Genomic DNA, 22,353 nt, shown 5'->3' with positions numbered 1-22,353 from the left:
GCTGTCTGGAGGGCGACGTGCAGATCGCCAATGCCGGTACGAGGTTTTCGGCGGTACGCCTGCGCCTGCTCGGGTGGGCGGCCCGCCGCTTCGCCGGAAAATCGGGCACGGTATCCCTCGAGGGATCCCTGTCGATGCTGCCCGACAGCTCGCTGTACCCGCTCTTCCGGAACGGCCTCGACCCGGTTCCCGAGCTCACCCGGCGGCGCGAGGAGTCGCCGGTCACCCGGCTGCCGGTGCCGCTGGGCATCCGCGTCTGGCTGGCGGCCGGCTACGAACCGGTGCGGGCGGTGCTCGGCAGCACCGACGGCTTCAGCAACGACTTCGGCAAGTTCGCCGTGCGGGTCGGCCTGACGGCGGCGGCGCAGCCCGGCGGTCTCGGCATGGCCGACCCGCCGATACACACCCGGCTGCGCCGCCTGGTCACGCCCGAGTTCACCATGCGCAAGCTCGCCCGCCTGCAGCCGCGGATCGAGACCATCGTCGCCGACCGGCTCGACGCGATGGCCAAGATCAGCGGGCCGGTCGACCTGATGCAGGAGTTCGCCCTGCCGGTGCCCGCGCTGGCCATCTGCGAGCTGCTCGGCGTGCCGTACGCCGACCGCGAGCTGGTGCAGCGGTTCAGCACCGCGCGGTTCGACCTCGGCGACGGCGCGTACGCCCCGCTCGACGCGATCAACGAGTCCAAGGCGTACCTGCGCGGCCTGGTCGCCGACCAGCGCCGGAACCCGGGCGAGGGCCTGATCGGCTCGCTGATCCGCGACCACGGCGACGAGCTCGACGACCAGGAGCTGGCCGGGCTCGCCGACGGCGTGCTCACCGGCGGCCTGGAGACGAGCGCCAGCATGCTCGCGCTCGGCGCCCTGGTGCTGATGACCCAGCCCGAGCTGGCCGCGCCGCTGCACGCCGGCGAACCGGCCGACGCCCTGGTCGAGGAGTTGCTGCGCTACCTGACGGTGGTGCAGGTGGCCTTCCCGCGCTTCGCCGTCCGCGACCTCGAGATCGCCGGCGTGCAGATCAAGGCGGGCGACGCCATCATGTGCTCGCTGAGCGCCGCCGACCGCGACGGCATGCTCGGCCCCGGCATGGACAAAATCGACGTCGGCCGCCCCACCAGCCGCTCCCACCTGGCCTTCGGCCACGGCCTGCACCGCTGCGTCGGCGCCGAACTGGCCCGCATGGAGCTGCGCACCGCCTACCCGGCCCTGGTGCGCCGCTTCCCGTCGATGCGCCCGGCAATCGACCCGGCCGACCTCCCGACCCGCCGCGCCTCGATCGTCTTCGGCCTGGACGCCCTCCCGGTCATCCTGGAACCGGCGACGCTCAGCCCGCCCGCGAGCGCTTGAGGCCGGGCAATTGGTCGCGGTGGGCTGCACCGCACGACGGGCATGGCGCCGTCTCGGACGATCACGTAGACTGAATCAGCGAAGCAGATCATGATTCAGTCCAGGGGGCGGTGGTCGTGACCAGCGTCAACGTTGGTGCACTGATAGAGAAGGCGCGAGTTGCCGCCGGGCTGAGCCAGCGTGCGCTCGCCGACGCCGCAGGCATGTCTCAGCCCACGTTGTCGCGGATCATCTCCGGCGACCGGGTGGCGAAACTGCCGGAAATCGTTGCGATCTCGTGGGCGACGGGTTTCACGGTTGCCCAGCTCACCGGGGTCAGCACGGTGGCCGACCGGGTCCAGTGCGCGGCCCGGGCGACCAACGGCTCGGGCATGGAACAAATGCGCGACACGCTGCTGCACTTCCTCGAACTGGATGACTATCTGGACGAGCAGGCCATCCCGGCCATGATTTGACGGCGGTGACAACCGTGTATCCCGAGACCGAGGGCCGTGCCGCTGCCGAGCGGTTCCGCCAGGAGCACGGTCTCGGGCTGCAACCGCTGGGCGACTTGGTCGCGCTTATCGAGCAGTCGGCCGGCGTCGACGTCGCCGTGCTGGACGCAGGACCCGATGAACACGGCCTGACGATGCGGGACCCGCAGCGCGGCGCCGTGTTCATCGGCGTTGCGAGAACCCGGCATCCGATGCGGCAACGCAGCACGCTCGCACACGAGCTCGGTCATGTCGTCTTCGACGACTGGGCCGACAACACCACCTGTGACTGGAGCGCACCGTCGGCCCGGGAAAGCCGCGCCAACGTCTTCGCCCGGCACCTCTTACTACCGATCGACGGGCTGAACGCCTTCGTAGGGGGAGCACGGGAGGTCAACCTGGCCGCGCTCTCCGCCGTCGTTCAGAGATTCCTGGTGTCGCCTCAGATCGCCGCCATCGCACTTGAACAGAGTGGTCGCATCGACGCGGACACCAAAGTCGACTGGATGGCCGTGTCCGCTCCTCAACTGGCCGTGCGTTTCGGCTGGAGCGACCAGTACCGTGCGCTCCAAGCCGACTCCCATCAGCGCCGTGCGCCACAGCGGCTGCTGGCCCGCGCCATCCAGGGTTACGCCGAGGGGGTGGTCTCCGTGCAGACCATCGCCACCATGCGGGGCATACCGCCCGAGAGCGCCGCCGGCGAGCTCCGCGAAGCGGGTATATCGCCTCCCGCTCGGCATATTGTCACCTGGGCAGATCCGGGAGACTTGCCCGAGGTGCAGGTGGATCTCGACGCCTTGGACGACACGCTCGGCGCGACAGACACACCCTTCGGCACCGCGTCGGAGCCGGACCCGGGATGAGCCAGCGACCGATCATCGATGCGGGCCCGGGACTCAACTTCCTGTCGATCAACAAGGAGCGGCTCCTCATCGGCATGCTGGGCCCGCTCAGCGCCCCAGCGGCCGTGGAGGCTGAGGTGCTCCGCAAAGCAGCCCAGGACCAGCGCTTCCGTCCCGCGGAGGCGGTGTGGAGGAAGCTGGCATCAAAATGGATCCAGATCCTGCCCGACGACCCGACCCCCGAACTCGCGCGGGTTGTCAACAGGATCACCCAGCAACCCATGGCAGAACGTCTGACACGCTCGAAGGACCTGGGCGAAACGATGGTGATCGCGCACGCCGTCGTAGCCGCGGAATCGGGTGCCGACGTCATCATCCTCATCGACGACGGGCTCGGGGCGCAGACGGCCACCGGCGAAATCCGCCGCCTGGACCGGCTCCGGCTCAGGGCAGGCAACAGCACGATCGGGTCGATCAGGCTGGCAAGTACACTGACGGTCCTGGAGAGGGCCGCCGGTACGACGCACATTCCCGGCAGAGCACAGATGCGTGCGACATATCAACGCCTGCGCAGCCTCGACGACGGACTTCCACCCATCGAGAAGACCGCGCTTCTGACAACGACTCGCTGGGCGAACGACGCGTGACGCAGTACTGCCGATGCGGGAGGGCGAGTAGGCGCTGTTGGTCGGTCAGGCGTCGACTATGCCGTGGCGGGCCATGATGGCCGCTCGGCGTGAGGAGTTGACCGTGCGCACGCGGCGGCCCACGAAGAAGACGTCGGCGAGGGTCCACAGGCCGAGGCCGCCCAGCGTGAACAGCATTGCTATCGAGCGGCCGGTGTCGCCGAGGTAGAAGCGATGGCCGCCGAAAATGCCCAAGACCAACCAGATGCCGTACGCGACCCGCGCGTCCTTTTTGACGCTGTTGTACTCGGACTCGGCGCGTAGGACCCGGTACCGCAGTTCGTCCACCGGCGCAACGATAGTGGGTGGAGAGGGGTGTGCATCGTGGAGGAGTTTCGTCTGTTCATCGGCGGCAAAGCCGTCGAGTCGGTCACCGGCCGGGTCTTCGAATCGATGAATCCGTACACCGGCCGGCCGTGGGCGCGGGTCGCGGACGGCAGTGCCGAGGACGTCGACGCGGCCGTCGCCGCCGCCCGGGCGGCGTTCCACGGGCCGTGGGGCGCGATGACCGGCTTTCAGCGGGCCGCGATCATGCGCCGGTGTGCCGAGGCGCTGGACGCGAACGCGGATCGCCTGGCCCGGCTCGAGGTCAGCGACTCCGGCAAGCTGATGCGCGAGATGAGCGGCCAGATGGCGGGCCTGTCCTCGTGGTTCAACTATTTCTCCGGGCTGGCCGACAAGCTGGAGGGCGCCACCGTCCCGCTCGCCAACCCCAACTACTTCGCGTACACGCGCAAGGAACCCGTCGGCGTGGTCGGCTGCATCACCCCGTGGAACAGCCCGCTTCTGCTGTTCACCTGGAAGCTCGCCCCGCTGCTCGCGGCCGGGAACACGTGCGTCGTCAAGCCGTCGGAGCACTCGCCCTGCTCGACCGTGGCGTTCGCCGAGATCCTCACCGAGGCCGGCCTGCCCCCGGGCGTCGTCAACGTCGTCACCGGGTGGGACCGCTCGACCGGCGAGGCGCTCGCCGGCCACCGGGGCATCGACAAGGTCGCGTTCACCGGGTCGACGGCCACCGGCATCGCCGTGGGCCGGGCCGCGATGGGCAACGTCAACCGGGCCGGCCTGGAACTGGGCGGCAAGTCGTGCCAGCTCGTGTTCCCGGACGCCGACCTCGACGCGGCCGCGAACGGTGTCGTGGCCGGCGTCTTCGCCGCGACCGGGCAGACGTGCATGGCGGGTTCGCGGCTCGTCGTGCACGAGGCGGTGGCCGAGGAGCTGATCGGCAAGATCGTGGCGCGCGCGAACGCCATCAAGCTGGGCGACCCGATGGACCCGGGCACCGAGATGGGCCCGGTGGCGAACCTGCCGCAGTACGAGAAGGTTCTCGGCTACCTGCAGACCGCGCGCGACGAGGGCGGCACCTTCGCCGCGGGCGGTGCGGCGGCCACCGACCTCGGGGGCCTCTTCGTCAAGCCGACCGTCATCACCGGCGTCACCCCGGAGTCGACGGTCGTGCGCCAGGAGATCTTCGGACCGGTCCTGAGCGTGTACACGTTCAGCGAGGCCGGCGGGGAGGCCGAGGGCGTCCGGCTCGCCAACGACACCGAGTACGGCCTGGCCGGCGCCGTCTGGACCAAGGACGTCCACCGGGCGCACCGGGTGGCCGCGAAGATCCGGGCCGGCAGCGTGTGGGTGAACGCCTACCGGGTCGTCGCGCCGAACATGCCCTTCGGCGGGTTCGGGCTGTCCGGGATCGGCCGCGAGAACGGGATCGCGGCCGTCGAGGAGTACCTGGAGACGAAGTCGGTGTACGTCGAGCTCACCGGCGAGCTGCGGGATCCGTTCAAGCTCGGCTGATCCGGCATCGCGGATCGCCCGGGCGGGGCCTTGTGACGCCGCGAATCGTACCGTACGGTACGGTCCTGTTCTGCGGAAGGAAGCTCCATGGCGGTGGCCCGATTCGACGACTTCGTCACCGGCCGCGCCCTGGTCTGCCCGCCGCCGCGCCGGGTGCTGACCACCGATGACGTGGACGAGGTGCACTCGGTCCTGCGCGAGGTCGAGCTGGCCACGGCCGCGGGGGAGTGGGCGTTCGGCTACGTCTCCTACGAGGCCGCGCCCGGACTGCCGGCCGCCGCTCGGTCGGCCGCCGATCCTCCGCTGATCTGGTTCGGCCTGTGCGACGAGCCGGTCGAGGACCTCCCGGTGAGCCCGCCCGAGGCGCGGCGGCCGTCCCGCTGGACACCCGGCTGGAGGGCCGCCGAGCACGCGCGTGCCGTCGCCGCCGTGCGCCGCCACATCGCGGCGGGGGAGACCTACCAGTGCAATCTGACCGATCGGCTCCGCGCCGCCGTCGACGACCCGTACGACCTCTACCGCCGGCTCGCGACATCGCAGCGGGCGGCCTACAACGCGTACGTCGATCTCGGTCGGTTTGTCATTGCCAGTGCCAGCCCCGAGCTGTTCTTCGACTGGACCGGTGATCGCCTGCGGACCCGGCCGATGAAGGGCACGGCGCGCCGCGACCGCGACCCGGCCGTCGACGCCGAGTTGGCGCGCGGGCTGCGGGCCAGCGCCAAGGAGCAGGCCGAGAACCTGATGATCGTCGACCTGCTCCGCAACGACCTCTCCCGGGTCGCGGCGCTGGGCACGGTCGAAGTGACCGAGCTGTTCGCCGTCGAGCGATACCCGACGGTGTGGCAGCTGGCCTCCGAGATCGCCGCCCGGCCGCGACCGGAGTGCGGGCTCGCCGACATCTTCGCGGCGCTCTTCCCGTGCGGCTCGGTCACCGGCGCGCCGAAGCACCGCAGCATGGAGATCATCCGCGACCTCGAGGAGGGCCCGCGCGGCGTCTACTGCGGCGCCGTCGGCCTGGTCGCCCCGCCGGGCGCTCCGTTCCGGGCGAGGTTCAACGTCGCGATCCGCACCGCGGTCCTGGATCGGTCCACCGGCATCGCCGTCTACGGCGCCGGCGGCGGCATCACCTGGGACTCCGACGCGGCCGCGGAACACGCCGAGCTGCTGACCAAGGCGGCGGTGCTCAGTCATGACCCCACCCGCACGCTGATGGAGGCACGATGAGCACGCCGCGCATCGAGAACAACCGCGCCGAGATCGACATCGACGTCGCCGCGAAGGCCGCCGAGGACTTCCTGCATGCGCTCAACATCACCACGGACGACGAGACGATGCGGGGCACGCCGCGGCGGATGGCCAAGGCTTACGCCGAGCTGTTCTCCCCGCGGCCGTTCGATCTGACGACCTTTCCCAACGACGGCCACTACGACGAGCTCGTGCTGGCTCGCGACATCCCGTTCCGGTCGGTCTGCGAGCACCACCTGCTGCCCTTCTACGGCAAGGCGGCGGTGGGCTACCTGCCCGACGAGCGCATCCTCGGGCTCTCCAAGCTGGCCCGCGTGGTCGAGCACTTCGCCCTCCGCCCGCAGGTGCAGGAACGTCTGACCAAACAGATCGCCGACCTGCTCGACCTGGAACTGCGGCCCAAGGGCGTCGGCGTCGTCCTCGAGGCCGAGCACACCTGCATGAGCCTGCGCGGCGTCCAGGCCATCGGCGCCACCACCGTCACCTCGGCCATGCTCGGCCGGCTGCGCACCGACGCCCGCTCCCGGCAGGAGTTCCTGGCCGTGGCCCGCAGCAAGGACTGACCTTTCAGGACCGGAAATCAGCAATCCATTCCGAGGTCGTACGCAGGCCGCCGAACGTGTAGAAGTGCAGCCGCACGGTTCCGTGCACGCCGGGGTGGTAGTCGCCGGCCAGCGTGCGCAGGAACCGGTCCGGGCCGGCCGTGCCCATCAGGTTGGTCAGCGAGAGGCCGTACTTGCGGGCGATCGAGGCGCTCGTGCCCACACCGAAGCGGGCGGCGAAGCGGAGCAGCTTGCGGATGCCGGCCGGGCCGGGGACGCCGACGCGGACGGGCAGGTCGATGCCGCGCTCCCGGATCGCGGCGATCCAGTCGAGGACCGGGTCGACGTCGAAGCCGAACTGGGTGATGATCTCCCCGGTCAGGCCGCGCTCGGCCAGCGCCGCGTGCTTGTCGGCGAGGGCCCGCCACAGGGCCTCGTCCGAGATGTCCGGGTGTCCCTCCGGATAGCCGGCGATGCTGACGCTGCGCACGCCGTGGGCCTCCAGCAGGCCGGACTCGATGACCGAGAGGGCGTCGGCGAAGGGCCCGTGCGGCGTGGCCGGATCGCCGCCGACCGCGAAGACCCGGTCGGTGTTCAGCGCCGACAGGAACTCGGCCAGGTCCTCGTGCGATCGCAGGCGCCGGGCCGAGACATGCGGGACCGGAACAAGACCGGCATCCCGTACGGCGTTCGCGGCCGCGACCCGCATCGGCAGGTCCTCGTTGCCGAGGAACGTCACGTTGATCCGGGTGCCGCCGGGGATCACGTGCCGGGCGGCGGTCAGCTCGTCGATGTCCTTGCCGGTCATCTCCAGCGAGAAACCGTCGAGAAGCGTCGACGTGGTCTCGGCGGTCGGGAGGGATGAGCTCATGACGGGCTCCTTCGCGCGGATGTGGGCGCGCCGGGGCGCGCCGCCGATGACCATCGAGAGGAGTCGGCGGCGAGCCCCGGCGCTGCTTTCGGGGGAAGGTCAGTGACCCTGGGGGAACGGGCGGGACATCACGGTCCCCTTGACCCGGGTCTGCGTGTGCCGCTCGACGGCCGGGTTCGGCGACCCGCCGTCCGGCTCGCCCCAGACGATCTCGACCTGGTCGCCGACGGCAGCGGACGGGTCGATCGGGCCGAGCGAGATCCAGCCGCGCACGTTGGCCGAGTAGATGGTGAGCATGGCCGCGCCGACCAGCTCGCCGTCCTTCTCGATCCGGTCGAACTGGCAGGCGGTGTAGAACGCGGCCGGCATCTCCAGGTACTTGAAGCGCTTGTCGCCCCGCTCGTAGTAGCTGGCGAAGATCTTGGCGACGTCCTCGCGGTCCCAGAGCACCCACGCCTTGCGCTTGTGCGGCTCGTCCTTGCGCGCCTCGAGGCCGTCCCGCCCGATGTAGTCGTGGTCGAACTTGATGACGTGCCCGTAGCCGAGATCCCACGGCGTGAGGTAGTAATCCTCGATGTCGTCGGCGACCCAGCTGCCGCCCAGCGCCAGGTTGCCCTCGAAGGACCGGGACGGCAGCCATTCCCGGTACGCCTTCATGTCGTCGCCGGTGTACGTGGACGGCAGCGTGTTGGCGATCCAGCCGGACTCGGTGGCCACCGACGCGTACGCCCGCGCGCCGATCAACCGGAGGCCGAAGGAGGCGCCGGCCTCGACGATCGTGTCCCGCACCGACTCGAACTCGGCGAAGGGGCCGGTGAACTCGTACCCGGGGAAGCCGGACATCCGGTGGTTGAGCGCCCGCACGTCGTGCCGGCCGACCTTGAAGCGGCCCATGTGGAAGAACGGGATGTCGGGCATCGGGCCGCCGTTGACCTTCTCGAAGATGGCCGCCGCATGCGGACCCTGCAGCTGCAGGCGGAACAGCTCCCGGCCCTTCGGGTTGTTCACCGTGCGCTCGTCGCGGCGCACCTCGACGTCCCAGTCGCCGGTGGCCGCGTTGAACTCGACCCAGTTCAGCGCCGGGGGCCGGCCGACGATGCGTACGTGCTCGTCGGCGATCCCGAACAGGATGCAGTCGCCGATCATGTAGCCGTCGGGGCGTACGGTGATGAGCTGTTTTGCGCTGTCGGTGCCGAAGCCCTTGAAGCTGTTCGCGCCGAGGCTCTCCAGCAGCCGGTACGTGTCCGGGCCCTGCACGACCAGGTCGGGCATGTGGTGCGACAGGTCCATCAGCGCCGCGGAGTTCCGCCACGCCTCCTGCTCGTCGCGCCAGTTGGTGAACTCCGCCTTGATCGGGAACGGGTAGGCGCCGGAACGCCCCTGACGCAGGAGCTCGAGCGCTCCGCCCGCGTTGTTGATCTCTTCTTCGAGGCTGACCATGTGGCGAAGTTATCAGGCACCTGAAAACTTTTAAAGGCCCTGAAATATTTTAAGGTGACCGTATGACGATGCCATGGCAAGACGGTCTGCCGTACGTCCTCTACCGCGCTCAGCAGGCCGTTCACCGCCGGGCGCAGGAGGCGCTCGACGGTCTCGGCGTCACGCTGACCCAGCTCGGACTGTGCGTGCACATCGACGAGCTGGGCCTGATGTCGGCCTCCGACCTGGCCCGCCGCTTCCGGCTCACGCCGCAGAGCGTGACCACCGCGCTGGCCCAGCTGGAGCGCCTCGGCTGGGTTCGCCGGCTCCCGCACCCGGTGCACCGGCGCGTGATCCTGCACGAGCTCACCGAGACCGGCCTGGCCGGTGTCGCCGACGGCCGGGCCCGGATGGCCGCGATCGACCGCCTGCTCACGGACTCCCTGCCGGAGGGTGTCCGGGACGAACTCGCCGGCCGCCTGCGCGAGCTGACCGTCGCCCTCGAGGGCGAGGACCCGGCGTACGAGGGCGCCTGGCCCGTCGCGCGCGGAGGATCTCGCACCGGCCGGATCCCCGAGGGCGACTTTTCGTAACGCTTATGTTGCACCCGCGTGACGGACTGTTGGGTGCAGCATCGTGCGCACCGGATGGGCGCACAGGCGTCGGTGACGCGGATCCCAACCGGAATCATCACGGAAGGGAGAGGTCACATGCAGGCGCGTCTCCTGCTCACCATCGGTACGGCCGTCGTCCTCGCCGCCGCCGGCTGCGGTGGCGGATCTTCGAACGACGACACCAGCACGGGAACCCGGTCCGGGCCGCTCACGCTGCGCATCGCATACAACGCCAACGCCACCAACACGACGATCGTCGTGGCCGATCAGCAGGGCTTCTTCACGAAGAACGGTCTCGAGGTCAAGCTCACCGCCACTCAGAACTCGGCCGCGCTCATCCCCGCGGTCGGCAAGCAGTTCGACCTGGTGACGGTGACCCCGCCGTCGCTGCTGCAGGCCGCGGCGCAGGGCCTCAAGCCGATCCTGGTCTCCGCGCAGAACGTCGAGAACTCCACCGACAAACGCAACAGCTACCTGATCGGCGGACCGGGCATCACCTCGGTCGCCGCGCTCAAGGGCAAGACGATCGGCGTCCCGGGCATGAGCGGCAATCTGTACGAGGGCGCCGTCATCATGCTCGACAAGGCCGGCATCAAGAAGACCGACGTCAAGTTCCTGCCGGTACCGTTCGCGGACATGGCCGGCGGGCTCAAGACCGGCACGATCCAGGCGGCCGCGACCATCTTCCCGTTCAACAATCAGCTCCTGGGCCAGGGCGGCACCGACCTGGGCAGCCCGACCGACGTGGCCGGCGACGGTTCCGAGTCGCTGTCCGCGGGATGGGTCGCGTCCGCCGCGTGGGCCACCGCCAACAAGGCGGCCCTCGACGCCTTCGCCAAGTCCCAGGACGACGCCCTGGCCTGGATGAAGGCGAACGACGCCGCGGCCAAGCAGGTTCTGGTCAAGGAGTTCAAGCTGCCCGAGCCGGTGGCCGCGAACTACCCGGTCACCAAATGGGTCTCCTTCGACGCCAAGCCCGAACACCTGCAGCCCTGGATCGACCCGATGAAGAAGGTCGGCGACCTGCCGGCCGACTTCAGCACCCCCGCGACCGACCTGGTCTACCAGGGCTGACCCGAGCGTGGCCTACCGCGCGGTGAGGACGCGCGGTCCGGCCTCGGTGATCGCGATGGTGTGCTCGGAGTGGGCGGTCCGTGAGCCGTCGGCGGATCGGATCGTCCACCCGTCCTTGTCGAACCGGATCTTGTCGGTGCTCGCGCAGAGCCAGGGCTCGAGCGCGATCGTCAGGCCGGGCTCGAGCCGGATGCCCCGTCCTGGGCGCCCGTCGTTGTTCACGTGCGGCGACTCGTGCATCGTCCGCCCGATGCCGTGGCCGCCGAACTCGAGGTTCACCCGGTAGCCGTAGTCGCGGGCGACGCCGCCGATCGCGGCCGAGATGTCGCCCATCCGCCCACCGGGCCGGGCGACGGCGATCGCCGCGTCGAGCGCGACCTCGGTGGCCTCGATCAGCTTCAGGTCGGCGGGGGCCGGCGTACCGACGATCACCGAGAGCGCGGAGTCGGCGGTCCACCCGTCGATCGCCACCGCCATGTCGATGCTCAGCAGGTCGCCGTCGCGCAGCCGGTAGTCGTGCGGCAGGCCGTGCAGCACCGCGTCGTTCACCGACAGGCACAGGACGTTGCGGAACGGGCCCCGGCCGAACGACGGCGCGTAGTCCCAGTACGACGACTCGGCACCGCGCTCCTTGATCCGGCGGCGCGCGTGGTGTTCGAGGTCCATGAGGTTGACCCCGACGTCGGCGACCTCGGCCAGTTCCGCGAGCAACTCGCCGACGAACTGGCCGGTCACGGCCATCCGGTCAATCTCCTCGGGCGCCTTGAGCTCGATCATGTGACCCCTCCTTAGCGGTATAGATATACCACTGCGGCCCCGGAGGGCCTATCCTGCTCCCTATGAATCGCCCGCCGCTCGCCCCGGACCAGATCGCGGCGGGCCAGCGCCTCGGAATTGCCCTGCGGACCGCCCGCGGGCCCCGCAGCCAGGCCGAGATCGCGCTGGCCGCCGGCATCTCGCCCGAGACGCTCCGCAAGATCGAGGCGGGCCGCCTGCCGACTCCGGCTTTCGGCACCGTCGTCTGCCTCAGCGAGGTCCTCGGCATCCCGGTGGGCGACCTGGCCGAGATCTGGCTGACCGGCATGCCCGCCCGTCGAGTGTCCTAGCGTAGACGAGTCCGTCTACTCCCGGGCGCGGATCACCGCTCGGCAGCCCCGCAGGAAAGCACCCCCGGCCGCCGCCGGGTCGCCGAGATAGCCGGCCACCATGGCGCCGTCGCGCAGCAGCATCAGCTCGTCGGCGACCGCGGCCCGATCTGGCAGGTCGAGCGGCGCGATGAGCTGCTCGAACGTCGTTCTGTACCAGGCCCGATGCTCGTCGACCACCCGGCGCACGGGGCTGTCGGGATCGGGGTACTCCGCGGCGGCGTTGATGAACGGGCAGCCGCGGAACCCCGGGCTGCACGCCACCGCCCCGAGCCCCTCGGAGACCAGTCGCAGGGCCGTGTCGATGTCACCGCCGGCGCGGCCGATGGCGCTGCCGACACCCTCGCGCTCGATCGCCGCCCGGCCGAGCAGATAGGCAACGACCAGGTCGTCCTTGGTGCGGAAGTGGCGATAGAACGTCACCTTCGTGGTGCCGACCCGCTCGATGACCTTGTCGGCGCTCACCGCGCGCAACCCCTGCGCGTAGAAGAGCTCGGAAGCGGCCTCGATGAGGCGCTCACGTACCGGCGATGTCACGGGCTTCATGGTACGGATCTCACATCCCCTTGCGTCGAGCCGTCCCGGCGGTGCATGGTTATGTCCGTCGGTAGAGTTACTAGTTAGTCTACCTCGACCCGCCTCGAAGGGACCGTCATGACCACCGTTGCCCCCGCGATCGCACCCGCCCTCCGGCGGCTGTACCTCGTCCGCTTCGCGTTCGCCCTCGTCTGGGCGGTCCTGCTGTTCGCGACCGCGTCCGATCTCGGCCCGCTGAGCGTGCCGCTGCTCGTGCTCTACCCGCTGTTCGACGCGGCCGCCGCCATCGTCGACTCGCGCTCGTCCGGGTCGACCGGTCCGGCCCGGGGTCTGTACGTCAACATCGCGATCAGCTCGCTGGCCGCCGTCGGCGTGGCTGTCGCCTGTTCGGACGGCATTCCCGCCGTCCTGCGCGTGTGGGGAGCCTGGGCCATCGTGTCGGGCCTGGTCCAGCTGATCGTCGGCGCGAACCGCCGCCGGATGGGCGGTCAGTGGCCGATGATCGTCAGCGGCGGCATCTCCACGCTCGCCGGAACGTCGTTCATCCTGCAGGCCTCCGGCGACGGCGCGTCGCTGAGCAACCTGGCCGGCTACGCCCTCCTCGGCGGCATCTTCTTCCTGGTCTCCGCCCTGCGCCTACGCCGAGCCGCCTGAGCCCTCGCGCGGGACGGCGCCCGCCCGCCACCGGGCGACGGCGGCATCCACCTCCGCTCCGAGCTCCCGGTCGAGGTCGCGCGGCCGGTAGCGATCCGGCCAGTACGCGACCTTGGCCGCGAGATAGTCGGCGAACGTCCGGCCCAGGGCGTGCAACTCGGTCTCCTCGTCCGGCTCGAGCCGGATCAGGAGGGAGATGTCGACCAGGGGAAGGTGGCAGTTCACGGCCAGGTAGTGGTGGTTCCCCTCGCGCAGGAGGAACCACCCGCCGTCGACCTGATCCTGAACCTCCACCGCACCCCTCCGGTCAGGTGGCGCACGTGCGCCGGTAGGGGAGCTCCGGAATGAACCGGGCCCATTCGGCGGCGGTGAGGCCGCGGCCGGTGATGGAGCAGGCGTATTTGGCCGGATCGGCCCGGAGCGTGTTCAGGTTGGCGTAACTCCACAGCGTCACGTTCGAGGAAGCAGTCTGGTTTGGCTGGCCGGTCACTGCCAGTGTGCGTCCGTCGCGACCGAAGACCAGCCCGACGGGCTCGGCGGCGGAGGGGGTGTTCATCTTCGCGAGTCGGACCGGCACGGCCGGCAGGGTGGTGTCCCACAGGATCACCGAGTAGTCGTCGGCTCCGGTGGCCAGGGTACGGCCGTCGGGGCTGAAGGCCAGCGTCTTGACCTGCGCGGTGTGGCCGGCCAGGGTGGCGAGCCGGTACGGATGAACGGGGTCCGTGATGTCCCACAGCAGCGCGGTCTGCTCGTAGCCGCCGCTGGCCAGGGTGTGACCGTCGGGACTGAAGGCCATCGTGCGCCCGCCGCTGCCCATGCCCTGCACGGTGGCCAGCGGGACGGGATTGGCGCGGTTGGCGACGTTCCACATCGTGATCGTGGGCTGGTTGTAGCCCGCCGTGGCCAGGGTGCGGCCGTCGGGGCTGAAGGTCATCGAGGTGGCGAAATCGCCGCCGGTGTGAGTACCCAGGAGGGTGGGACGGCCGCGGTCGGCCACATCCCACAGCGTCAGTGTGGTGGTGGCATCGGTGGCGAGAACGGCCAGGGTGCGCCCGTCGGGACTGAACTCCATCGCCCAGGTTCCGCGTACCGCCTTGCCGGCGGCGGTGAGGGTCGTCGCCCGGGCCGGCTGGGTGACGTCGGCCAGGGACAGCGTCCAGTCGTTCCCGGCGATGGTCGCCACCGTGCGGCTGTCCGGGCTGTACCTCACCACGTGCACACCGGCACCGAGGGTCGCGTCGGCGCCGCGGGTCGGATGGCTGGGGTCCGCGATGTTCCAGGTGCGCGCCCTGCCGTCCGCGCCGGCGGCGACCAGCGAGCGTCCGTCCGGACCGAACACTGTGGTCAGGGGCGCCGCCGGGGCGGTGACCATGGCGAGCGGGTCCGGAGCGCTCGGCCCGGGGATTTTCCACAGGGTCGCCACCCCGAAGCTGTCGGTCGTGGCCAACAACCCGGTCCGGTCGAAGGACACCGAGTTGATCGCACCGTGAGTCTTGACGGAGGCCAACGGCCCCGGGCTCATCGCGCTGCCCACATTCCACACCATCGTCGTCCCGTTCGAGTCCCCGGCGGCGACCAGGCTTCCGTCCGGGCTGTACGCCACCGAGGTGATCCGACCGGTGTTGCCGCTCAGCTGATCGAACGGAACCGTGTCCGGGTTATCCGGCAGCGGCGGAGGCGGTCCGTTGGGATCGTACGTCCAACTTACCGACGGCGTGGGCCACGGATCAGCCGTCGGCATGTCCGCGGGGTTCTCGCCCGTCGCGTCGTAGAGACCCACCTTGGCGCTGCTACCTCCGACGGTCAGGGTGTTTTCTCCGAAGGCCACGGTCGTACTGTCCGGGCTGAACACCATCGGCGCCTGGCCCCAGCCGATGAGGGCGGGGAGACCCATCGGAATGGAGGGCTCGCTCAGGTCGAAGAACGGGACGAACCGATCCTTGTCCAGGATGGCGCGACTTCCGTCCGGGGCGAGCGCGATTTGCGCCACCCCGTGCCAGTCCTCCCCGGTCAGCGTGGCGAGCCTGGTCGGATGCATCAGGTCGGACGTGTCCCACACGCTCGAGGCGCCCCGTCCGTCGCCCATGAGGAGGATGGACTTGTCCCTGGTGAAGGCGATCGCCGTGACAATGCGGGTGCTCGGCACCGTGCCGAGCCGGGCCGGGCGGGACAGGTCGGTGATGTCCCACAGGTCGATCTCGGCGCCGTTCCCGGCGGCCGCCGTCAGCCCGTCCGAGCTGATCTCCAGTGGATCGGCGGTCGCGGCCGTGAACGGAAGCGTGGCGCCCCGGACCGGGTTCCGCGGGTCGGCCACGTTCCAGACCGTGTAGCGGCCGTCGGTGCCGAGAGCCAGCAGCCGGCCGTCCGGCAGGAACTTGGCATTCTGCACGTCGCCGATCGCGCCGGTGTAGTGCGTCGCCGCGACGACGCCGGTGAGCTGAAGCCGGGACGTCGCGCCGGGGTCGAGGTTCTGGGCCGCCGTCCCCAGCATCAGGGCGGTCTTCGGGTCGTCGACGGCCGACGCCGTGGCCTGGTTCATCAGTCGCCGGCTGACCGCGATGCGCTCCTGCTGGTCGGCCTTGGCCTGCTGCTTCCTGGCCTCTTCCGCCGCCTGGTCGGCGAGCCGGCGCTGCTGTGCCGCGATCGTCGCCAGCCGCTGCGCCTCCGCCTGCATCCGCTGGGCACGGTCCGCCGCTTCCTTCGCCAGCTGCTGCTGCTTCCTGGTCCGTACCGATGCCTGGTCGGCGAGCCGACGCTGGCGCCGCGCCTCGGCCGCCGCCTGATCGGCCAGCTTCTGCTGCTCCTTCGCCGCCTGTTCGGACTTGTCCGCCTCGATCGCCGCCTGGGCCGCCCGGGCCTTCTGCTGCTGCGCCAGATCCTGCTGTTGCTGCGCGAGCACCTGCTGCCGGCGTGCCTCCTCGGCGGACCGCTGGGCGCTGTCCCGCTGGCTGTTCGCCACCTCCTGCTGACGCAACGCCTCGGCGGCCGCGGCCTTCGCCCGATCGGCATTGCGTACGGCGGACAATCCCGTCAACGACGCCAGCAACGCCAGCACGACCAGGGTCGCCACGGCCCCCGAGCGCAGTCGCTTCACCCGGCGGTGCTGACGGACGTCCTCACCCTCGAGCTCGTCCTTGCTCACCCCGTGCATCGGGGCCGCCAGCTGCGCGATCGCATCCCGGAAGCGGGCGTGGTGCAGGCTCAGCTGCTCGCTGCCCCGCGCCCACCGCAGGTCCAGGAAGAACGGCTCCTCGCTGAAGACTCCCCGCAGGGTGGGCGGCACCGCCGTCGACTCCGCGGTGAAGTCGCCGAGCTCCCCGTCCCACGTCCACTCCCCGTCGGTCACCACGGGCAGGACCCGGTCCGCGGATTTCGTGGCGATCCAGTGCTCGATCTCCTTGTTCACCCACGGCGACGCCGCGGCCTCGGGCGAGGCGAGCAGCACGAAGTACTCCGAGCCGTCCAGGGCGGTCTGGATGGAGGACCAGAGCCCCGGCGTCACCGCCAGGCCGGTCTGGTCCCGGAAGATCCACAGGGCGCGCCGCCGGTGCCAGGGCTTGGCCAGCCGGTGCAGACCACGCTGCACAGCGGGAGCCAGCCGCCCGTCGGCGGCGTGGCTGTACGAAATGAACCCATCGAAGGTCATCGTAGGTCTCCCCCGTTCGGCGCGTGCTGCGACGACAGATTGTGCATGGCCGCGCCCCACGAGAAAAGGCCGGGGATCGTATGGTCAACATGCGTCACCAGATTGACCAGCCCCGGTACGGAGGTCGATGTGCGATTCGGTGTCACCGGTCATCGGATCCTCCCGCCGAGCATCGTCGACTGTGCGGTGCGGCATTGGACCCGGGTGCTGCCCACCGGCTCCCGCCTGCACGGGGTGTCGAACCTCGCCGACGGCGCCGACCAGCTGTTCGCGGCGCACGTGCTGGCGGCGGGCGGCACTCTCGAGGTGGTGCTGCCGTGCGCGGGCTACGCCGGCTCGCTGATCGCGGACGACAGCCGGACCCGGTTCGAAGACCTGCGGCGCGCCGCGGCGACGGTGGTGACGATGCCCTACCCGGAGCCCAGTGACCAGGCGTTCCTCGCCGCCGGTCAGGCTCTGGTGGACCGTTGCGACCACCTGTTCGCCGTGTGGGACGGCCATCCGGCTCGGGGCCTGGGCGGAACAGCAGATGTCGTCGCGTACGCGAAAGAATGCGGACGCCCGATCACGGTGCTGTGGGTCGACGGCGTGGTCCGGGTCTGACCAACAACGGTTACCAACTCGGGGCGCCAGGCACCGCGAGATCGGCGAAGAGGCGCTGGGCGAGGTCCTGCTGCGGCCCGCCGGCGCCGTCCAGAGCGCGGGCCTCCTCGTACCGGTCGCCGATCTCCCGGGCCAGGACCAGCGCCTGCTCGTGCTGGGACCGGGCCTCGGCCGCGTCGCCCGCGGCCCGCAGGACCTGACCGAGGTCGTTGAGGGCCTCGGCCTCGCTCGCGCGGTCCCCGATCCGCCGGTGCAGCACCAGGGCCCGCCGCAGGTGCGCCGCCGCCTCGGCTAGCCGGCCGTCGCGGGCGTACATCGCGGCGAGGTCGGTCAGCACGTACGCCTCGGCCGTACGGTCGCCGGCCTGCCGGACCACGGCCAGGTTCTGCTCCAGCTGGGCGACGGCCCGTTCGAGGTCTGCCGGTTGGCGGGAGAGCCGGGCGAGGAGCGAGAGCACGTACGCCTCGCTGAACCGGTCGCCGAGCCCGGTGTAGAGCGCGAGCGCCGACCGGAGACGCTTCGTGGCCTGGGCCTCGTCGCCGAGCCGGGCGTCGACCAGGCCGAGCCGGACCGACGCGTCGGCCTGACCGGCGTCGTCACCCAGGCGCCGGTAGTGCGACCACGCCCGCCGATAGTGGTCGGCGGCCTGCCGATAGTCGCCCAGCCGCCAGTGGACGCTGCCCAGGTTGCGCAGCGCCACCGCCTCCGCGGCCCGCTCGCCGAGGTCCGCGTACAGGGTCAGGGCCCGCTGGTAGGTGTCGGCCGCCTCGTCGAGGCGGCCCTGCCGCCGGTGCAACCGGCCCAGATCGGAGAGCGCCCGGGCCTGCGCCTCCCGGTCGCCGACGGCGACGGCGGCCGACACGGCGGAGGTGGTGACGGCGACGGCCTCGGCGGCCGGGCCACCGGCGTCGAGGTAGCGGAACAGCGTTCCCGCCAGCGCGATCGCGAGCCGGTACCAGCCGTGAGCGGCGGCATACGTACAGGTGGCGGCCAGGTTGGGCCGTTCCGCCTCGATCCAGTTCCGGGCCGCCTCCGGATCGCCGCCGGCGTCGGGACTCTCCGGGTACAACGTGTTCATCGCCGCGACCGACCCGGCCAGGTAGTGATCGAACAGGCGGGTCAGCGCGGCCCTCCGCTCCGGCTCGGGGTCGTGCTCGGCCGCGAGCTCCGCCGCGTACGCCCGCAGCAGGTCGTGCAGGCCGTACCGGCCGCCGCGGCCGGTGTGCACCAGGCTGGCCCGGACCAGCACGCCGAGCAGCCGCCGGGCCTCGCCGGCGTCGGTCCCGGTCAGGGCGGCCACGGCCTCGACCCGCAGGCTCTCGCCCGGGTTCAGGCCGAGCAGGCGGAACACCCGGGCCGCGTCGGCGGGCAGGTTCTGGTACGACCAGGAGAACACGGCGCGGACCTCGGCGCGCGGATCGCCGGCGTCGAGCAGATCAAGTCGCAGCCGGTGGTCGCCCAGCTCGCCGACCAGCTCGGCCAGCGAGACGTCGGTACGCGCGGCGGCCAGCTCGGCGGCGATCCGCAGGGCCAGCGGCAGCCGGGCGCACGCCGCGGCCAGCTCCTCGGCGACCGACGGCTCGCGATCCACCCGGCCGCCGATCAGGCGGCGCAGCAGCACCACCGCGTCGGCCAGGGGCAGCAGATCCAGGTTGATCCGCTCGGCGCCATGGATCGCCACCATGCCCGGCAGCGAGTCGCGGCTGGTGATCAGCACCAGGCAGGACCCGGTGCCGGGCAGCAGCGGGCGGACCTGTTCCACCGAGGACGCGTTGTCGAGCAGCACGAGCATCCGGCGGCCGGTCAGCTCGGACCGGTACCGGCCGGCCCGCTCCTCGACGCCCGGCGGGATTTCCGTCCCGGGCACGCCGAGCGCGGTCAGGAAGCCGGCCAGCGCGTCACCGACCGCCACCGGTTGCTCGGCGTCGTAACCGCGCAGGTTCACGTACAACTGCCCATCGGGAAATGCTTCCCGTACGCGGTGAGCCCACCGCACGGCGAGAGCGGACTTGCCCACGCCGGGCGTGCCGGAAAGCAGCACGACGGTCAGGGGCGGCTCGTCGCCGCCGGGCGGCGCGAGAGTCCCGTCCAGCGTGGCGAGTTCCCTGGTTCGCCCGGTGAAGGCGCGCACGTCCGCCGGCAGCTGTGCGGGCACCGCCAGGCGAGCGGGCGGCTGAAGGTGAGGTTCGCGGGTCTCGCCCGTCGCGGCCAGGGCGGGGTCGGCGGCGAGGATGCGCTCGTGCAGGCGGCGCAGCCCGGCGCCGGGATCGCTGCCGAGCTCGTCGGCGAGGCAGCGGCGGATCCGCCGGTACTGTTCGTCGGCGTCGGCCTGGCGGCCGGAGCGGTAGAGCGCGAGCATCAACTGCTCGGCCAGCCGTTCGTCCAGCGGATGCTCGGCGACGGCGGCCGACAGGGACGCCAGCAGCTCACCGTGCCGGCCGAGCCGGAGCAGGACGTCGTTGTGGTCCAGCTCGGCGGCGAGGCGTTCGTTCCACAGCGATTGCCGCATCGAGGCCAGCCACGGGGTGTCCAGGCCGGCGAACGGCTCGCCCCGCCACAGGCCGAGCGCCTGAGTGATCAGTTCCGCGGCGGACCGGTCCGACTCCGCCGACCGCCCCCGCGTGACGAGTTCGCGGAAGCGGTGCAGATCCACCGTCTGCGGGTCGGCGGTCAGGACGTACCCGCCCGGCCGGCGCTCGATCCCGATGCCGGCCTCGGCGACGGCCTGCCGCAATCGCGACAGATAGCTGTACAGCGCGCCGGTGGCCCGCTGCGGCGCGTCCTCGCCCCAGACCCGGTCGATCAGGTGGTCGACCGTGACCGGGCGACCAGCCTCGACGAGCAGCACGGCGAGCACGCTGCGTTGCCGGGCATGCCCGAGGGCGACCGGCCGACCGGCGATCTGGGCCTCCACCGCGCCGAGCACGCCGAACTGCGCCGTCAACTGACCTCCGCAAACCCTTCACCGGAACGGCCCCAGCAGGGGATTCAAGATATCCACAAGGAGCGCGCCCAGTGTTGCACGCTTCGTACAAGGTGCGCCCGCGACCATTGATCGCGTTGCAGGGAAGCAGGTCGTCCTAGCCCGGTTGCGTGAAGCGTTACGGGGGAATCGGGACGTGAAGTCGAGACCAAGAGCGACGGGCGACCTGCCCTGCGTCACCCAGCTCACCGCCCACGGGGCGAGGCCCCCAGAACCCAGACCCGTGGGCGGTGGTTCCACTTGGAGACGACTCAATGGGCGAAAAGGTAGCGGAATGGGACCTGTCGGCCCCGGCGCCGACCGGATCGGCGTGACGCGTCAGAAGCCGGCCAGGAACAGCAGACCCGCGGCGACCAGGCCGATCTCCACAAGGAGGACGAAGACCCGGTCGCTGATCCGCCCGACGATCCTCTTGCCGACCCAGGCGCCGGCCAGCGTCGCCGGCGTCAAAGCAACACCGAACAGCAGCACGCGTACGGTGAGCAGGTCGCCCGCGCCGTAAGCGGCGATCTTCGACAGGTGCGTCGTGAGCGCGGCGGCCGCCTCGGTTCCGATGTAGGCGTCGCGGGTCAGCCCGTAGGCGAGGAAGAACGGCGCGGTCAGCGGCCCGACCGAGCCCAGCAGCGCCGACCCCAGCCCCGAGACGGCGCCGACCAGGGCGAACCCGCGATCGGGCGGCTTGCGCGGTCGCGGGCGGAGCCGGCGCCAGACGACCACGCCGATCAGGAACGCCCCGAGCGCTCGCTTCAAGGCTCCCAGCGGCGCGTGCGCCAGCAGCAGCCCACCCGCGACGGCGAACGGCACCGCACCGGCCGCGAACCAGCCGATCAGGCGCCACCGCAGGTCACGGCGGTTGAGCCAGACCCGGAACCCGTTGCTCGACAACTGGGTCAGCGTCAGCATCGGCACCGCGACCCGCAGCCCGAACAGCGCGGTGAACACCGGCAGCAGCAGCACTCCGCCACCGAAGCCCGCCACCGCCGACAACAGCGCCAGCCCGAATGCGGCCACCGACGCCACCGCCAGCGTCGGCAGCGGCGCGAGAGTCAGCATCCGCCCAGCCGGCGTCTGTGCGCACCAGACACGACCTGATGATCCACGACATCGTCCCGGCCGGCCACCGGCGGTCACACCCGGGTCTCAGCGGGGCAGATCAACGGTCAGCAGGTCCATCAGCCGGAACAGGGGAGTCGCGATCGAGCGCATCAGCCAATAGGCGACGGCGCCGCCGATCCCGAGGACGGCGAGCAGTCCACCGGCCAGGATCCACACCGATCGCTGGGACGCGGCGGACACCGCGCTGCTGGCCGCGTGGATCGAGCTGTCCGCCTGCCGTTGAGCGTCGGCCAGCGCCTGCTCGTACGTCTTGCGCAGTTCCCTGTCCTCGCCGGCCGACGCGGCGACGGCGCGCTCGCGGTCACCGGCCTGGAATGACACGAACTCCTCGTGAACCGCGGCGAACCAGCGCTCGAAGCCGGCCTGGGCCGCGCCGACGGCCTGCCGTTGACCGTCGTTGCCGGCCGCTCGCGCCGCGGCCGCGAGACTGGTGCGTACGGCGCCGACGCGGAGGTTGGCCTCGTCGATGTACGTCGGGTCGCCGCTCAGCAGGAACCCGCGCTGGTCGTTGGCGATGCCCTTGGCGTTGAGCGCGGCGTCGGCGACCGCGCTCGCGTAGGGGACATCGCGATCGTTGAGCCGTGTTTCGCCGTCCCGCAGGCTGATCACGAGAAAGATCGCGACCGACATCGCGACGGCGAACAGGGCCAGGAGCCCGCCCAGGCCCAGGAGCACCCGACGACCCATGGGCACGCCGCGCCGGATACCCGGTGCCGCCGGGAATGCCTCGTCATCCTCGTACAAGTCCTCCACCACC

General features: G+C 71.0%; 22 protein-coding genes. 12 read left to right on the top strand and 10 right to left on the bottom strand.

Annotation, left to right across the window (positions count from 1 at the left end):
• Positions 1 to 17: 17 nt before the first annotated feature.
• The 4 genes from A3CQ_RS0103740 (at position 18) to A3CQ_RS0103725 (ending at position 3,308) form a co-directional block, all read left to right on the top strand.
• On the top strand, positions 18 to 1,346 hold the full coding sequence (locus A3CQ_RS0103740) for a cytochrome P450 (RefSeq protein WP_020509572.1): 1,329 nt from the start codon (positions 18 to 20) through the stop codon (positions 1,344 to 1,346).
• A 116-nt stretch (positions 1,347 to 1,462) separates the two neighbouring features.
• Positions 1,463 to 1,801: a helix-turn-helix domain-containing protein gene (locus A3CQ_RS0103735; RefSeq protein ID WP_026205255.1), complete on the top strand. Its 339-nt coding sequence runs from the start codon at positions 1,463 to 1,465 to the stop codon at positions 1,799 to 1,801.
• A gap of 14 nt (positions 1,802 to 1,815) precedes the next feature.
• Positions 1,816 to 2,682 carry an ImmA/IrrE family metallo-endopeptidase gene (locus tag A3CQ_RS0103730; protein ID WP_020509570.1) on the top strand — a complete coding sequence of 289 codons (867 nt, stop codon included), beginning with the start codon at positions 1,816 to 1,818 and terminating at the stop codon, positions 2,680 to 2,682.
• Complete coding sequence (locus tag A3CQ_RS0103725) at positions 2,679 to 3,308, top strand: PIN domain-containing protein (protein WP_020509569.1); 630 nt, start codon at positions 2,679 to 2,681, stop codon at positions 3,306 to 3,308. The genes A3CQ_RS0103730 and A3CQ_RS0103725 overlap by 4 nt, the downstream gene beginning before the upstream one ends.
• Before the next feature lie 45 nt (positions 3,309 to 3,353).
• On the opposite strand, the gene A3CQ_RS0103720 is transcribed toward A3CQ_RS0103725, so the two are convergent.
• On the bottom strand, positions 3,354 to 3,635 hold the full coding sequence (locus A3CQ_RS0103720) for a TM2 domain-containing protein (protein WP_020509568.1): 282 nt from the start codon (positions 3,633 to 3,635) through the stop codon (positions 3,354 to 3,356).
• Positions 3,636 to 3,671: 36 nt separating this feature from the next.
• Between A3CQ_RS0103720 and A3CQ_RS0103715 the strand changes: the two genes are divergently transcribed.
• The 3 genes from A3CQ_RS0103715 to folE all read left to right on the top strand — a co-directional run bounded on the left by A3CQ_RS0103715 (position 3,672) and on the right by folE (position 6,955).
• Positions 3,672 to 5,147 carry an aldehyde dehydrogenase gene (locus tag A3CQ_RS0103715; protein WP_211216442.1) on the top strand — a complete coding sequence of 492 codons (1,476 nt, stop codon included), beginning with the start codon at positions 3,672 to 3,674 and terminating at the stop codon, positions 5,145 to 5,147.
• Positions 5,148 to 5,234: 87 nt separating this feature from the next.
• Positions 5,235 to 6,371, top strand: coding sequence for an aminodeoxychorismate synthase component I (gene pabB / locus A3CQ_RS0103710; protein WP_020509566.1), 1,137 nt, complete (start codon positions 5,235 to 5,237; stop codon positions 6,369 to 6,371).
• Positions 6,368 to 6,955 carry a GTP cyclohydrolase I FolE gene (gene folE, locus A3CQ_RS0103705; RefSeq protein WP_020509565.1) on the top strand — a complete coding sequence of 196 codons (588 nt, stop codon included), beginning with the start codon at positions 6,368 to 6,370 and terminating at the stop codon, positions 6,953 to 6,955. Before pabB ends, folE begins: the two co-directional genes overlap by 4 nt.
• Before the next feature lie 4 nt (positions 6,956 to 6,959).
• Here folE and A3CQ_RS0103700 read toward each other — a convergent pair whose 3' ends face one another.
• A complete protein-coding gene (locus A3CQ_RS0103700) occupies positions 6,960 to 7,805 on the bottom strand; it encodes a methylenetetrahydrofolate reductase (protein ID WP_051115161.1) in 846 nt (281 codons plus the stop codon).
• A 99-nt stretch (positions 7,806 to 7,904) separates the two neighbouring features.
• Positions 7,905 to 9,245 carry a hypothetical protein gene (locus A3CQ_RS0103695; protein ID WP_020509563.1) on the bottom strand — a complete coding sequence of 447 codons (1,341 nt, stop codon included), beginning with the start codon at positions 9,243 to 9,245 and terminating at the stop codon, positions 7,905 to 7,907.
• Positions 9,246 to 9,307: 62 nt separating this feature from the next.
• Between A3CQ_RS0103695 and A3CQ_RS0103690 the strand changes: the two genes are divergently transcribed.
• Together A3CQ_RS0103690 and A3CQ_RS0103685 are read left to right on the top strand one after the other, a co-directional pair.
• A complete protein-coding gene (locus A3CQ_RS0103690) occupies positions 9,308 to 9,817 on the top strand; it encodes a MarR family winged helix-turn-helix transcriptional regulator (RefSeq protein WP_020509562.1) in 510 nt (169 codons plus the stop codon).
• 117 nt (positions 9,818 to 9,934) lie between these two features.
• Complete coding sequence (locus A3CQ_RS0103685) at positions 9,935 to 10,912, top strand: ABC transporter substrate-binding protein (RefSeq protein ID WP_020509561.1); 978 nt, start codon at positions 9,935 to 9,937, stop codon at positions 10,910 to 10,912.
• Positions 10,913 to 10,924: 12 nt separating this feature from the next.
• Here the strand turns inward: A3CQ_RS0103685 and map are convergent, their stop codons facing one another.
• The gene (gene map, locus A3CQ_RS0103680; protein ID WP_020509560.1) at positions 10,925 to 11,689 is read right to left on the bottom strand and encodes a type I methionyl aminopeptidase; all 765 of its coding nucleotides are present in this window, start codon (positions 11,687 to 11,689) and stop codon (positions 10,925 to 10,927) included.
• 62 nt (positions 11,690 to 11,751) lie between these two features.
• Here map and A3CQ_RS0103675 point away from each other — a divergent pair, with 62 nt between their 5' ends.
• On the top strand, positions 11,752 to 12,018 hold the full coding sequence (locus A3CQ_RS0103675) for a helix-turn-helix domain-containing protein (RefSeq protein WP_020509559.1): 267 nt from the start codon (positions 11,752 to 11,754) through the stop codon (positions 12,016 to 12,018).
• 15 nt (positions 12,019 to 12,033) lie between these two features.
• On the opposite strand, the gene A3CQ_RS0103670 is transcribed toward A3CQ_RS0103675, so the two are convergent.
• A complete protein-coding gene (locus tag A3CQ_RS0103670; protein WP_026205252.1) occupies positions 12,034 to 12,603 on the bottom strand; it encodes a TetR/AcrR family transcriptional regulator in 570 nt (189 codons plus the stop codon).
• 108 nt (positions 12,604 to 12,711) lie between these two features.
• On the opposite strand from A3CQ_RS0103670, the gene A3CQ_RS0103665 reads away from it, so the two are divergent.
• Positions 12,712 to 13,248: a hypothetical protein gene (locus A3CQ_RS0103665; RefSeq protein WP_020509557.1), complete on the top strand. Its 537-nt coding sequence runs from the start codon at positions 12,712 to 12,714 to the stop codon at positions 13,246 to 13,248.
• On the opposite strand, the gene A3CQ_RS0103660 is transcribed toward A3CQ_RS0103665, so the two are convergent.
• Both A3CQ_RS0103660 and A3CQ_RS0103655 read right to left on the bottom strand, forming a co-directional pair.
• Positions 13,231 to 13,542: a hypothetical protein gene (locus A3CQ_RS0103660; protein ID WP_020509556.1), complete on the bottom strand. Its 312-nt coding sequence runs from the start codon at positions 13,540 to 13,542 to the stop codon at positions 13,231 to 13,233. The genes A3CQ_RS0103665 and A3CQ_RS0103660 overlap by 18 nt on opposite strands.
• A gap of 13 nt (positions 13,543 to 13,555) precedes the next feature.
• The gene (locus A3CQ_RS0103655; protein ID WP_026205251.1) at positions 13,556 to 16,894 is read right to left on the bottom strand and encodes a TIR domain-containing protein; all 3,339 of its coding nucleotides are present in this window, start codon (positions 16,892 to 16,894) and stop codon (positions 13,556 to 13,558) included.
• 129 nt (positions 16,895 to 17,023) lie between these two features.
• Between A3CQ_RS0103655 and A3CQ_RS0103650 the strand changes: the two genes are divergently transcribed.
• Positions 17,024 to 17,497: a hypothetical protein gene (locus A3CQ_RS0103650; RefSeq protein ID WP_026205250.1), complete on the top strand. Its 474-nt coding sequence runs from the start codon at positions 17,024 to 17,026 to the stop codon at positions 17,495 to 17,497.
• A gap of 10 nt (positions 17,498 to 17,507) precedes the next feature.
• Here A3CQ_RS0103650 and A3CQ_RS0103645 read toward each other — a convergent pair whose 3' ends face one another.
• The 3 genes from A3CQ_RS0103645 to A3CQ_RS0103635 form a co-directional block, all read right to left on the bottom strand.
• Positions 17,508 to 20,441, bottom strand: coding sequence for an AfsR/SARP family transcriptional regulator (locus A3CQ_RS0103645; RefSeq protein ID WP_020509554.1), 2,934 nt, complete (start codon positions 20,439 to 20,441; stop codon positions 17,508 to 17,510).
• A 357-nt stretch (positions 20,442 to 20,798) separates the two neighbouring features.
• Positions 20,799 to 21,533, bottom strand: a complete 735-nt coding sequence (locus A3CQ_RS0103640) for a sulfite exporter TauE/SafE family protein (protein ID WP_020509553.1) — start codon at positions 21,531 to 21,533, stop codon at positions 20,799 to 20,801.
• Between the two features lie 87 nt (positions 21,534 to 21,620).
• Positions 21,621 to 22,352 carry a CHASE3 domain-containing protein gene (locus A3CQ_RS0103635; RefSeq protein WP_157295252.1) on the bottom strand — a complete coding sequence of 244 codons (732 nt, stop codon included), beginning with the start codon at positions 22,350 to 22,352 and terminating at the stop codon, positions 21,621 to 21,623.
• Position 22,353: the final 1 nt, after the last annotated feature.

It is taken from the genome of Paractinoplanes globisporus DSM 43857, assembly GCF_000379645.1.
In the GTDB taxonomy this organism is placed as follows: domain Bacteria; phylum Actinomycetota; class Actinomycetes; order Mycobacteriales; family Micromonosporaceae; genus Actinoplanes; species Actinoplanes globisporus.
The sequence above is the reverse complement of the archived record's forward strand: the minus strand, read 5'-3'. Positions and strand labels throughout refer to the sequence as shown.